This window comes from Sphingobium sp. ZW T5_29, from assembly GCF_044987515.1.
In the GTDB taxonomy this organism is placed as follows: domain Bacteria; phylum Pseudomonadota; class Alphaproteobacteria; order Sphingomonadales; family Sphingomonadaceae; genus Sphingobium.
In genome coordinates this window covers 69,127-82,012 of the sequence record NZ_JBJDRM010000002.1, presented here as the reverse complement: position 1 = coordinate 82,012, position 12,886 = coordinate 69,127, and the positions used below count along the sequence as shown (strand labels likewise).

General features: G+C 57.5%; 8 protein-coding genes. 3 read left to right on the top strand and 5 right to left on the bottom strand.

Annotated elements, in window-relative coordinates; genetic code table 11:
* Nucleotides 1-184: 184 nt before the first annotated feature.
* Nucleotides 185-895, top strand: coding sequence for a TetR/AcrR family transcriptional regulator (locus tag ACI3KQ_RS01775; protein WP_404954202.1), 711 nt, complete (start codon nt 185-187; stop codon nt 893-895).
* Nucleotides 896-1,011: 116 nt separating this feature from the next.
* Here ACI3KQ_RS01775 and ACI3KQ_RS01770 read toward each other — a convergent pair whose 3' ends face one another.
* Nucleotides 1,012-2,019, bottom strand: coding sequence for a 3-keto-5-aminohexanoate cleavage protein (locus tag ACI3KQ_RS01770; protein ID WP_404954200.1), 1,008 nt, complete (start codon nt 2,017-2,019; stop codon nt 1,012-1,014).
* A gap of 228 nt (nt 2,020-2,247) precedes the next feature.
* On the bottom strand, nt 2,248-3,117 hold the full coding sequence (locus ACI3KQ_RS01765; RefSeq protein ID WP_404954198.1) for an AraC family transcriptional regulator: 870 nt from the start codon (nt 3,115-3,117) through the stop codon (nt 2,248-2,250).
* A gap of 349 nt (nt 3,118-3,466) precedes the next feature.
* Here ACI3KQ_RS01765 and ACI3KQ_RS01760 point away from each other — a divergent pair, with 349 nt between their 5' ends.
* Both ACI3KQ_RS01760 and ACI3KQ_RS01755 read left to right on the top strand, forming a co-directional pair.
* Nucleotides 3,467-5,674, top strand: a complete 2,208-nt coding sequence (locus ACI3KQ_RS01760; RefSeq protein ID WP_404954196.1) for a catalase — start codon at nt 3,467-3,469, stop codon at nt 5,672-5,674.
* Nucleotides 5,664-6,221: an ankyrin repeat domain-containing protein gene (locus ACI3KQ_RS01755; RefSeq protein WP_404954508.1), complete on the top strand. Its 558-nt coding sequence runs from the start codon at nt 5,664-5,666 to the stop codon at nt 6,219-6,221. Before ACI3KQ_RS01760 ends, ACI3KQ_RS01755 begins: the two co-directional genes overlap by 11 nt.
* Before the next feature lie 181 nt (nt 6,222-6,402).
* Here the strand turns inward: ACI3KQ_RS01755 and ACI3KQ_RS01750 are convergent, their stop codons facing one another.
* From ACI3KQ_RS01750 to ACI3KQ_RS01740, 3 genes are all read right to left on the bottom strand, one after another.
* On the bottom strand, nt 6,403-8,868 hold the full coding sequence (locus ACI3KQ_RS01750) for a TonB-dependent receptor (RefSeq protein WP_404954194.1): 2,466 nt from the start codon (nt 8,866-8,868) through the stop codon (nt 6,403-6,405).
* A gap of 653 nt (nt 8,869-9,521) precedes the next feature.
* The gene (locus tag ACI3KQ_RS01745) at nt 9,522-10,505 is read right to left on the bottom strand and encodes a LysR substrate-binding domain-containing protein (RefSeq protein WP_404954192.1); all 984 of its coding nucleotides are present in this window, start codon (nt 10,503-10,505) and stop codon (nt 9,522-9,524) included.
* Nucleotides 10,506-10,547: 42 nt separating this feature from the next.
* Complete coding sequence (locus ACI3KQ_RS01740) at nt 10,548-12,842, bottom strand: sulfatase-like hydrolase/transferase (protein WP_404954190.1); 2,295 nt, start codon at nt 12,840-12,842, stop codon at nt 10,548-10,550.
* Nucleotides 12,843-12,886: the final 44 nt, after the last annotated feature.

The window sequence follows — 12,886 nt, the reverse complement described above, 5'->3', positions numbered from 1 at the left end:
CAGTATTAGGTCATTCCCGTCCAATTACGGATATTATCGCATTCCGTTGAAATATACTAGTGAACGTTTGTTAATGCAAGTACGGGGTTGGAATTGCGGTGAGGGATCAGGGGCCAAGCAACATCGAAGGAGGTTGCATCGATGGTTGCCATCGGGCTTGGGAGAGTATTAAGGAACAAGCAGGATGACTTCACCGAAAAACCAGACGAAGGTCCTGCACAAGCGCGCGGGATACGAAGCCAGATTAGCCGAATCCGAAGAGCTGGCAATCGAGCGGGAGAACCGCGCCACGCGATCGGACACGCGGGCACGGCTGCTTGTGGCGGCGCTCGACCTGTTTTCGAGGAACGGCTTTGAAGCTTCGACGATGCGTGACCTCGCGCAGTTCGCCGGGATCAAGGCGCCTGCCATCTACAATCACTTCAAGTCCAAGGAAGCCTTGCTGGGCGAGGCCCTGCTATGGGCGATGGAGGACTTCAACGAACGCGTCCTGGGACCGCGCGAAGACCGGGAAACGAACGTCGAGGCACTGGAAGGAATTTTGGAGCGGCACATCCGTTATCAGTTGGAAAATCCGGCCATCGCAAAGGCTTTCGACATATTGATGGCGCACAACCTGCTTCAGCGCGTGGGCGAAATAAAATTTCAGCAGGCCATTCAGGACCGGCTGCGGCTTTATTTGCGCGAAGTGACGAAACTGGTGGCCCTGCTGCTCGAAGAAGCCCCTGTGAAGGCCGACTACAGGATTGTGTCGAGCGCTATCTCTACCATGTATGATCAGGTCGGACGCTGGTACGTTTCCACGTCAAAGTCAGCTGACGATCATCTGGTCGCAACTTATTGGGCGCTGACACGACAGATGCTTGGCATCGGCGGAGCGATACCGACTACTTGATGCCTTTGTCGGCCACGTCCTTGAGACATTGGCACGAACGCTATTATCGACAGAATGCGAAACGGCCATGCCCCCGTCCACTGGAGCATGGCCGCTTCTCTAACAGCCGCAGCCGGTTATCCCTGAGCGCAGGACCTCAGCATGTCGGTATATTCCTGGCGCGTCGCGACCCGGCGACCCAGAACTTCGCCCAGCTTCGCGCCGAGTTCGAAGGTCTGCAGGTTCGACTGGATGCGATCATCGCGGTGCGGCCAGAGCCAATAGGTATCCTCCATGCCCACTCGGATGTGCAAGCCCATCGCTGCTGCCAGCGTGGCGACATACATGGATGCCCGGCCAGCAGCACACACCATGATCACGCCGTCAGGATCGACATCGCGGATGGTGGTGACCGTGCGCATCAGGCCTTCGACCATCTGGCGCGGATTTTCCATGGGGCTGCACCCCGGCAAGGCGGGAAGGATCAGCCAGAAAGCCGGTCCCTTGATCAGCCCGCTCTTGATCAGGAAGCGGTCGGCATTGGCAACGTCGGCGTCGGTATAGACGGCGATTTCAGGAATGCCGCCATTTTCCAGAATGAGACGCACCTTTTCGATCATGACCGGAGCAGGCTTGCTGAACAGAGAGTCGCCGATATAGGTCGTCGTGGTGTTGATCGGCGCACCGTCCAGCAGACCGGTGGCGAGCACCCGCTTCATTTCGGCCCATTCGCCTTCGAGCGCCGGAACAAGGCAGCCATCGACCGACAGGTCGGGATAGTCCTTCTTCAACGGCGCGATGACCTGCTGGAACCGGTCTAGCGAAAGGACATTATAACCCTCGTCATCGCGAACATGAATGTGAACCGTGCTTGCACCTGCTTCAAGACATTCGCGGGCAGAGTTGCGGATTTCATCCGGCGTGTAAGGCTGGTTCGGATTTTGCGACCGGCGGAAGAACGCACCGGTAATGGCCACCGAGACGGCCAGAGTTTCGGGGATGTTCCATGGAACGGAGATCGGTGCATCGTGGAACGCAGAATGTTCCAGATCCAGAACGATCGGCGCGCCGTAAGGCCGCCAGATCATCCGCTCATTTTCGCGAGCGACACCTTTCCCAACTCTATCCCAATCAATCTTGACCATTTTTCACTCCTACGCTTTTGCTACTCATACGTCCGCGACAATTTGCGTCCGCCGCGAATGACCACGATTTGCCTATCCGAACATGCCCGCCTCCAGGGCTAGGCGGGCGTCAAAAATAATTAACGTTTGTTCCTATACAGGACAAGTTCTCGTCATGGAAAAGATTCCCCTGTTCTTTCCTACATGGGGGCGCTGGCTGGCTGCCAAGCCCCGCATTTCAGTACTGCGTCATCTTCCCGGCCTCGCCGCATAGCCACTCCGTTCGGTGACAAAAGCGGTCGGAGTCGCCCCGATCAGGCGCTTGAACATCGCCGTAAAAGCGCTGGGCGTTTCATACCCCAGCGATAGCGCCGTGCTCAGGACGGATTCTCCGGCGATGAGCTTGGGCACCGCCGCCACGATCCGCGCTTGCTGCCGCCAGACAGAAAGGGGGCAGCCCAGTTCATCGCGGGCCAGGCGCGACAATGTCCTCACCGAAGCACCGGATGATCGAGCAAGCACCTCGATATCCGCGCCGCTGGGGCTGTCCAGAATTTGCTCGCACGCACGGATGAGCCGAGAATCCGACGGCATGGTCAACATCACGGCGTCCGACGGAAGATCGCCCAGTTCATCCAGCAATAATGCATGCAGGCGAAGGGTGCGCGCTGGGCTCCAACTGGACGCGGACTGATCCGTTGCCCGCAAGATAAGTTCGCGCACGAGCGCCGTAACGATGAACCCTCCCGCTTTTTCTCCAAACCGGGGCGGCACATGGTCCGATGCAATATAAAGCGTACGCAGCAGAACGGGGGTTCTCGCGCGGAATTCATGCATGGTCCCTGGCGGAATCCAGACCGCTCGTTGCGGCGGAACGACCCACAATTTATGATCCGCTCGGATCTCCATCACCCCCGAAACGGCGTGAACGAACTGACCGTCTGGATGACAATGCGCCGGGACCACGTGGCCCTCGGCGAAATTGCGAGCAAGCATCTGAACAGCGCTAATATGTCTACGGGAATCAACCAAGGAGATACTCCTTGAACCAGTTGAAGCCCACACCGCTCGCGCAGCCATATTGGTTAAGATTGCGCTCCTTAACGGCCACCAGTCCATCAGCCATGACTATCCCAGGCAGCGCGCCGCAGTTCCCCTGGAGGCGATACAACCAACCCCTGAGGGCTCGCCCTTCTGAAGGAAACGAAACGTCGCGCCGCATGTCCGAAACTCCGATGACCCGTTGTCTGCACTTATGACACAGCAATTTCTGGCGTGAAGCGGACAGTTGGACAAGTTATACGCCTGATCGGCCAATAGCGGCCGTGATATCCGCCCATGAAGCGATTCCACTGCACTGGACGAAACTAGCTATCAACTTGGAAGTTCTCTGACCGGAAGCGGCCGAGTGCATCTCCGATGATCGACGGAGCTGCTCCTGCCGCCATAACGCGAGGGAGCATCTGCCGTGGCCAAAAAGCCCATCACCCGGAAGCCGTCGAAGACGCCGACCGATCTTTCCCCCGACCAGCCTCTGTCAGGCCAATCCCCGCGGCAGGCCTCCCCGCTACCCGATGATGTGGAGATTTCGCCGAGCTACGCCCAGGTGCAGGGGCAAGGCGGCGAAACGCACCAGACTGCTACCAATGGCGCACCCGTACTCACCACGCAGCAGGGCGTGCCTGTGGCGGACGATCAGAACAGCCTGAAGCAGGGCGCGCGCGGGCCGACGCTTTTGGAAGACTTCCACTTCCGGGAAAAAATTTTCCATTTCGACCATGAACGCATTCCAGAGCGTGTCGTACATGCGCGCGGCTACGGCGCCCACGGCTTCTTCGAGCTGACCGAGAGCCTGGCCGATATCAGCCGCGCCGACATCTTCCAGCGGGTCGGCGAGCGGACGCCGGTGTTCGTTCGCTTCTCGACGGTCGCCGGTTCAAAGGGTTCGTTCGACCTCGCCCGCGATGTACGGGGCTTTGCGACGAAATTTTATACCAAGGAAGGCAACTGGGATCTTGTCGGCAACAATATCCCAGTCTTCTTTATCCAGGATGCGATCAAATTTCCGGACCTCGTCCATGCGGCGAAGCCTGAACCCGACCGCATGTTTCCCCAAGCGCAGACCGCGCACGACAATTTCTGGGACTTCATCAGCCTGACGCCGGAATCGATGCACATGGTCATGTGGATCATGTCCGATCGGGCCATCCCCCGATCCTTCCGGACGATGGAAGGCTTTGGGGTGCACAGCTTTCGCCTGGTGAACACGGAAGGTCAGTCGACCTTCGTCAAGTTTCACTGGAAGCCCAAGCAGGGGCTGCAGTCCGTCCTCTGGAACGAGGCGGTCAAGATCAATGGGGCTGACCCTGACTTTCACCGCCGCGACCTGTGGGACGCAATCAATGGCGGTGACTTCCCTGAATGGGAACTCGGCGTGCAATTGTTCGACCAAGCATTTGCAGACAAGTTCGATTTCGACGTTCTCGACGCGACCAAGATCATTCCCGAAGAAATATTGCCGGTCCGATCCATAGGGCGACTGGTGCTTGACCGCGTCGTCGACAATTTCTTCGCAGAGACCGAGCAGGTCGCTTTCTGCACCCAAAATGTTGTGCCGGGCATCGATTTCACCAACGACCCGCTGTTGGCGGGCCGCAACTTTTCTTACCTGGACACCCAGCTTAAGCGGCTAGGAAGTCCGAACTTTACGCATATACCGATCAATGCGCCCAAGATTCCGGTCGCCAACTTCCAGCAGGATGGTCACATGGCGATGACCAACCCCAAAGGCCGGGTGAACTACGAGCCCAACAGTTGGGGTGTGACCTTGGGCGGACCCCGGGAGGATCCGGTTCGAGGCTTCCGCAGTTACGCCGACGAGGCCGATGACGCCAAGCTGCGCATCCGCCCGGAAAGCTTCGCCGATCATTACAGCCAAGCGCGGCAGTTCTACATAAGCCAGTTGCCTATCGAGCAGAAGCATGTCGCAGATGCGCTGGTCTTCGAACTCAGCAAGGTCGAACGTCCGGATATTCGCTCGCGCATGGTTTCACACCTGCGCAATATAGACGAGAATTTAGCCGCCACTGTTGCGGAGGGCTTGGGCTTGCCCCAGCTTCCCGCCCCCGCCCAGGCAGCAGTAGCGACCAGGACTGATCTTCCGCCTTCGGACGCGCTGTCGATCGTCAAGAATGGACCCGCATCGTTCCGGGGCCGCAAGCTTGGCATTTTCCTGAGTGATGGCGCCGACGCGGCCCTGTTTGCCGCGCTGGTCAAGGCGATCGATAAAATCGAAGCGATCTACGAAGTCATCGCACCCAACATCGGCGGCGTCACCCTGTCGGACGGGACGAAGGTCGCTGCAAAGCAGAAGGTGGACGGCGGACCATCTGTCCTGTTCGACGCCGTGGCGCTGGTGATTTCGGAAGAAGGGGCCGCCCTCCTCGCCACCGATGCCGCGACACAGGACTTCGTGCGCGACGCATTTGGCCACTGCAAGTTCATAGCGCTGACCGCCGCCGCACAGCCCATCTTCATCAAGAGCGGCATTGCCGACGATCTTGATGAAGCCTGTATTCCGCTCACCAGCGCCAAGGACGCGGCGGCATTCGTCGATCAGCTTGGCGTGCTTCGCCATTGGCCGCGCGAATTGAAGGTCGATCTTGATGCAAAATGACGTCCAGACGGCGGCAGCGAGCCAAGTGCTGCCGCCCCTGCCGCCGCCCCACCGGATCCAGGAGCTGCTCTTCGATGCGGCGCGACTTGGCCGGATCGATGTCATCCCGGCCTTGCTGCTGGCGGGCGCTGACATTGCGGCGCGCGATTCCAGAGGCTACACTCCACTCATCCTTGCGAGCTACAATGGGCACCGCGACGCGACGGCCTTGTTTCTCGACAATGGGGCGCCCATCGACCAGTCTGACGGGACTCGCGGGAACACCGCTCTGATGGGAACTGCCTTCAAGGGCTATGAGGTGATCGCCGACCTGCTGCTTAATCGGGGGGCCGATCCGAACGCGACAAACAACGCCGGACAGACGGCGTTGATGATGGCTTCGCTCTTCGGTCATCAGACCATCGTCGACCGCCTTCTCTTATCGGGCGCCAACAAGGACATGATCGACGCGGTCGGCAACAGTGCCCTTTCTGTAGCCCAGGACCAGGGAAACACGAAGATGATCGCTCATCTCATCGGCGTCCGTGAAATTGAGCAGCCCGATTGAAGGTCCCAGTTCTCAATTTTCTGAAGTGAGGTAGATCGCCTCCCCCAAAAATTCGGATGGAGGCCAGTTTTTGGGCACAGTCATGCCCCGTGCACGCCTGCATCCGCTTGGAAGCGAGAGGTGTTTCTCTGGCTCCGAAATTGCGCCATCGCCCTTTGATAAGGCGATGGCGCATGATCAATCAGTGTCCGAAATGATATCGAACCGAAATCCCGTACATTCTGGGCTCACCATAAATGTAGGAGTTGAATCCGCTCTGGTATGATGTCCCATTGCTGCTAATGATATAGTCTTCGTTCGTCAGATTGGTCGCAAATGCGCTGAGGTCGAAATTCGACCCTGCAACATTTTGCCACTGTATTTTGGCGCTCAGCAAGCCATAGCCATCGCCTGGGCCGCACTGAACGGCACCGACATTGGGTCCCGACTGCAGGCGGGGACAGTTACCGCCGTTATAGGCAAACGGCTCATCGACAGGTGCCTTGGATGCCGACTGATATTGAGCGCTGATATAGGCATATGTAGCGGAGACGGCGATCTTCCCGAGCGATTCATCGACTGGCAAATCGATGCGACCGGTGAGGCTGAACTGGTGCTTCGCCGTATTTTGGAACGGTATCCCGGTCAGGATACATTGGCCCGTCGCGCCGTTGAACGGAACGCCTGAACCGCAGTCGAAGCCGGGCGGCAGGCCAAAAGCAGGAATGCCTGCGGGGAACAGGGAGGGCGCAGTATATTCATCATATTTGGCAGCAGTGTGGGAATAGGTCCCCGATAGCGTGAGCCAGTTGGCGGGTCGTATCTCGCCTTCAAACTCCACGCCTTGGATGTGCGCTCGTCCAGCATTGCTGGTTTGCGCGCCGAAGACCGGTTGACCATTGAATATGTAGGCGGTTCCGCCGGTCCTCTGCAGATCTTTATAGTCCGTATAGTAATAACTTAGATTGGTTCGGATTGGCACACCGCCCAGATGCCAATCTGCCTTTATGCCGCCTTCATAGGAAGTGACAAATTCAGGCCGAAAGGATCGTAGTTCTGGTGCTGGGGTGGCAGTGCCGATCCCCCCCGATTTATAGCCGCGACTGATCTTGGCGTAGAGTAGCACATTTTGCATGGCATCATAGTCAAGGCCGACCGTCCAGTTGGGCGCCTTGAACTTGGCGCGCTCCGAGGTGACTGGTGCACCGGGCAATCCGAAGTTGGAGAATGCCGTCAGGCTGTCCCATGTATAGCGATAGCCAGCGGTCAGCCGCAGCCCATCAAGGCTGTTCGAAAAACTGCCGAAAGACAGCGTCCCCTGCGCATACAGCGCTTGGCTGGTTGATCTCTGGCCTCTGCGGGTCTGATTGGTTGCCGAAACCAGCTGTTGTCCTAGCGGCTTAACACTTTCATAGTAGGCACCCACGGTGAAGTTGAGCGCGTCTCCACCAACCTTGCCCTGCAGTTGAGGTTCGAACGAGTACTGCCGGACATCGGTGTAGTAATTGTAATTGGGAAGGCCGCCCGGATCAATCTCTTGGGCGCCAATCGAGCCTCCACCGTTTGTGGACAATGGTGGACGGTGATCATCAGGAATCCCATCGCCGTCGAAGGGAGCGCTGTTTTTCAGACGCTGATAATTGGCGATGTTGCGGAACGTCAGGTTGTCCGTAAGTTCTGCCGACAGGATGTCCGTTATGGAGAAATAACGCGTCCGCTCGCTAAAGAGCAGCGGGCTGAGCGCGACTGAGCGGATACCGCGGTCGATCTGCGCCTCCAGATAATCGCTGTAGGGCACGCCATTTTGCGGATTGACCCCCGCTGGAACCGCGTTGAGCACTGTCCCGGTGCCATGTTCCTGCACGCGACCGACGGTTGCGAGCAGGTAATTTTCGATCCCGGGTGCCGGACGCCAGGTCAGGCCTGCGCGGAAGGAATAGCGGTTGCGATTGTCGAGATCGGTGTCCGTGGTGATCTCGTGCGTGAAGCCATCGCGCTTCTGATACATGCCAGCGACGCGCAGCAGCAGCGTGTCGTCCACGATCGGCACGTTGAGCGCGCCGCGCACTTCAATAGAGTCATAATTGCCATACTGGATCTGGCCGTAGCCCTCGACCCGATCAGTCGGACGCTGAGGTTCGAAAAGGACGGCGCCGCCGGTCGTATTACGACCAAACAGCGTGCCTTGTGGCCCACGCAGAACCTGCAAGCTGGCGAGATCATAATAGTTCAGGCCGCCGCCGTTTTGCGCATTGTTGCGCTGGTCGGCAATAAGCGGAACTTCGGCCGAGTACAGCACCACGCCCGGCGCGGCATTGAAGGTCGCACCTTGCCCGCGGATCGTGATATTTTCGGTGCTGCGCTGCTGCCCCGACCCACCCACGACGAGCGACGGGACTTGTCCGAGCAGGTCCTGCGTGTTCGAAATATTCCGTTGAGCGAGCGAATTAGCATCGAATGCACTGGCAGAAATCGGGACCTGCTGCAGTCGCTCAGCCCGGCGGCGTGCCGTGACAACAATCTCCGAAAGACCTGTGCCTCCGACAGCAGTCGCAGCACCATTCACATCCGTCGAAGCAGCAGGTGGCTGTACCTGGGCTAGCGCGTCGCCACCGAAGGCCATCATCGCGGCGCCACCCATCAAAGTTCTGGCAAACAATTTAGGCATATTATCCCCTCCGTTCATATTTTTTTTCGTATAATGAAATAGATTTATATTCTTGTTATTCATCTGCGTAGTGATTCAGAAATTTATTATGCCCGGCTGTTCATTACTTGATTAAGAATCAATGACTGTAGCTTTTCATTGACGCGACTTATTTTTCGACATGCCAAAAACGATTTTGGCGTCTTTTAGCCGGTCAAGACGTCGTACCAATTCTAGAAAAGTCCAAATAATTATTTACTATTTGCCATTTCATAGGCCCTGATCATTATATTGATCCGCATAATTATTTGACCGCGCCTAAACACATAGCGCTTCGCATCTACAGATTTTCTATGGTGTTGTTGACCAATTTTGGCGTAGTCAAAATGCCCTATTCATAAATCGTCATGCATGCGCCAGCGCCACGAAAGATATGGAAAATTGATCCCTGCTCAACCTGACTCGGCACAATAGTCCACACAACACCGACTATATTTTAATTTTCAGCGACGATGCCTATCACCGCCTAAATTTTCTTCTTAAATTGCGCACCATGCAAACGCGAAAATCCAATAAGTTTGTATCGGGCATCTGATTTTTATGCCGGTTACGGCACCACCATTTGATAGCTTCCGCCGCGCTCGTTCGGTAGTCCCCAAATACGAAATGAACTGTTACATTCTGCGTAACGAATACAGCTGCGGAATGCCCAGATCGTGGGCTTCAGGCGGTTTTGTTTGGTGGTCGCTCGACATCTTAAAGGTAGCATCGAGAAACATAAGGAAACTCCGCAGCTTCCCGGTCTGGTAAGCAGACCGCTGGTAAACTGCGAATATGCCCTCGTTGCCGGCACGGGGCTGGATAATCTTGTGGTTGGGCAACAGGCGGATCAGGCTCCCGTCTGCTATTTCTCGCTCAATCTCTTCCAGCGGCATGATTCCGATTCCGACGCCCGTAAGCAGCGCGCTGCGGTTCATTCCTCCATCATTCACGCTCAATTGTCCCGAAGGCATAACCCGCGCGGTGGTGCCGTCAGGGCCAGCGAACTCCCAAACCGTCTTTTCAGACTTGGAGCCGTACAAGATCGCCGAGTGGTCGGATAAATCGTTGACCACTGACGGAGCGGGTCGTTTGGCAAGATAGGCTGGCGAAGCCAAAAGCACCAACTGAGTCATCGGCCCTAGGCGCCGGGCAACCAACTCGCCGCTATCGGGAAGATCGAAGCGAATATCGACATCGATATTCTCGGCAACGAGGTCCATCTTTTCATCGGTGGAAATTTGCAGATCGATCTGAACGCTTGGATGCGCTTCCAAAAATGCTGGCAATGCGGGCATAACCCGTTGAGATGCAATTAAACCGCGAATTGCAACACGGAGCAAACCTCGCGGTTCTGCTTCTAACAGCGAAACGCTGTCGAATATCTCGTCCATCTCACCCAGCAGCGGAAGCATACGCGCAAGTAGAATTTGGCCAGCCTCCGTGAGTGTCAGAGCGCGCGTTCCTCGGTTAAAGAGCCTGACGGACAAACTTTTTTCGAGCGCACTTATTTGCCGAGACATTGACGCGTTGGAGAGCTGAGCCTGGCGTGCGGCCGCTGCAAAGCTTTTATTCTGTGCCGCAAGAACGAACAGTCTCAAGCCTGACAGGTCGCGCAATATATCTCCTCCCGCCCCGAAACCGCTCGCTTTGGAAACGCTCTAGCGAACGCGGATGGTCACGCGGCCGATTTTTGCGCCTTCGATCGGATAGCCAAGCCTCGCATCGGCGGGATAGCGCCCCACCGGCGCTCCCGTGTCCAAGCCAACACCAAAGGTTTCGTGTATGCTGAACAGGTAAGGGGTGGCAGGAATCCTGTCGGAGGAGACAGGTTGATCGTCTACCGCCATCTTCAATGTGCCGCCCTTCCCATAACCTCCTCCGACATAGTCGAAGTCCACCTGAATGGAATGCTTGCCCGGTGTCAGTGGGCCTGGACCCACAAGATCGACCGTTTTGACGTCAAACAGACGATATGTGAATTTCGGCCTTCCATCGCCATCCAGATACAACGCCATCCCGGCGTCCGTGCCGCCCAAGGCCGCGACGACGCCACGCGCCCGATCAGTCGTATCGATCGTCGCGCGCATGGTCCAGGAAAGACTGAACATGCGGGGAAGAGCGACCTCTGGCACGCCGATATCGCCTTGGCGATAATCGATTGACTCACGACCTCCTGATGGGTCCGGCAAAGTGCCCTTGCCCGGCGCCTGACCACCCAACGGCAGCACCTGGTTTGCAGACGCTTCTGCCGTGAAGAGTGCCTTCAACTCTTCGAGCTTCTTCGGGTTCTTCGCGGCAAGATCCCTGGACTGCGAGAAGTCGGTCCGAAGATCATATAATTCCCATTTGTCCTCTTCGAAAGGACGTCCATTATCCGCTGACACGGTCCAAGGATAGCGGCTGTGGAAGGCCGATGCCATCCAGCCTTCATGATAGATGGATCGGTGGCCAAAGACTTCGAAATACTGCGTCGAATGCCGTTCCGGAGCTTTCGGGTCGTTGAACGTGTAGGCGAGGCTGACGCCATTCATTGGTTTTTGCGGCACGCCGTCCACCTCTGCGGGGGTGGGGATGCCGATGACTTCCAATATTGTCGGAACGATGTCGTTCACATGGCCGAACTGGCTGCGCATGCCTCCCTCTCGCTCTATCCGGGTCGGCCAGCTGAGCACCATGGCATTGCGCGTTCCCCCAAGATGGGACGCGACCGCCTTGGTCCACTGGAAGGGGGCGTCTGAAGCCCAGGCCCAGGCCGAGTTGATGTGGGCATAAGTCGACGGTCCGCCAATCTCGCCCTCACGAGCGAAGGCCTTTGCGTCGGGTGCGGGAGAAATGCCGGTGAGCCTGCCCATATAATCCAGGCTGCCTTCCAGTCCGCCTTCAGCGCTGGCGCCATTGTCGCCCACCACATAGATGAAAAGCGTGTTGTCAAATTCGCCGTTCGCCTTGAGGTCGTCTACCAATTTGCCGACCTGGGCATCGGTATGCGCAAGATATGCGGCGTAGGATTCCATCAAGCGCGAGGAAAATCGCTTTTGTTCGGGCGTGAGGCTGTCCCAGGCCGGGAGCTCTGCCGGACGAGGCGTCAATTTGGTGTTGGCCGGGATCACCCCCAGCTTCTTCTGACGCGCGAAAACTTCTTCGCGTAACTTGTCCCAGCCCTGGTCAAACTGGCCGCGATATTTATCGATCCATTCCTTGGGAACCTGGATCGGGGCGTGGATGCCGCCGGTTGCGAAGTAGAGGAAGAAGGGCCGCCCGGGGCCTGACGTGCGCACGGTGTGGAGCCAATTTACCGCACGGTTGGCGAGATCTTCGGTCAGGTGATAATTGTCGCCTGCGGGCCGCATCACCGGGGCCGTGCCTTGATATAATGTGGGGTTGAACTGATCCGTTTCCCCACCCTGGAAGCCGTAGAAGGTGTCGAAACCTTCGCCCGTCGGCCAGCGATCGAACGGCCCGGCCTGAGTCAGTTCCCAGTCAGGGGTCTGATGCCATTTGCCAAAAGCCCCGGTGGCATAGCCATTTTCGCGCAGGATCGTGGCGATCGTGGCGGTGTCCTTCCCCTGGAATCCGCTGTAACCCGGCCGCGCATCTGATGAGTTCATGACCGCGCCGACGCCTGCGGCATGGGGGTTCCGCCCGGTAAGCAGGGACGCGCGGGTCGGCGAGCAAATGGCCGTCGTGTGAAAGCGATTATAGCGCAGCCCATCGCGCGCAAGCCGGTCGAGCGTGGTCGTCTGCGCCGGGCCGCCGAAGGTCGAGGGGGCTCCAAAGCCGACATCGTCGAGCAGCACCAGGACGATATTGGGCGCGCCCTTGGGAGCCTGTCGCACATATTCAGGGGCCGCGGACGTGGTTGAAGGTGCCGGGACCTGAGCATGGGCCATCGCGGCAATTCCGCTGACCGACAAAGCCAAAAATCTGAGGATTCGTCCGCTTTTCGTGCTCATTTCGCATCCATCCTTCATCGATCCGTTTGATCGAAAATGCCAGA

Coding starts and splice junctions, on each gene's coding strand:
- ACI3KQ_RS01775 (WP_404954202.1), top strand. CDS start 185: ATGACTTCACCGAAAAACCAGACGAAGGTCCTGCACAAGCGCGCGGGA.
- ACI3KQ_RS01770 (WP_404954200.1), bottom strand. CDS start 2,019: ATGGTCAAGATTGATTGGGATAGAGTTGGGAAAGGTGTCGCTCGCGAA.
- ACI3KQ_RS01765 (WP_404954198.1), bottom strand. CDS start 3,117: ATGGACTGGTGGCCGTTAAGGAGCGCAATCTTAACCAATATGGCTGCG.
- ACI3KQ_RS01755 (WP_404954508.1), top strand. CDS start 5,664: ATGCAAAATGACGTCCAGACGGCGGCAGCGAGCCAAGTGCTGCCGCCC.
- ACI3KQ_RS01750 (WP_404954194.1), bottom strand. CDS start 8,868: ATGCCTAAATTGTTTGCCAGAACTTTGATGGGTGGCGCCGCGATGATG.
- ACI3KQ_RS01740 (WP_404954190.1), bottom strand. CDS start 12,842: ATGAGCACGAAAAGCGGACGAATCCTCAGATTTTTGGCTTTGTCGGTC.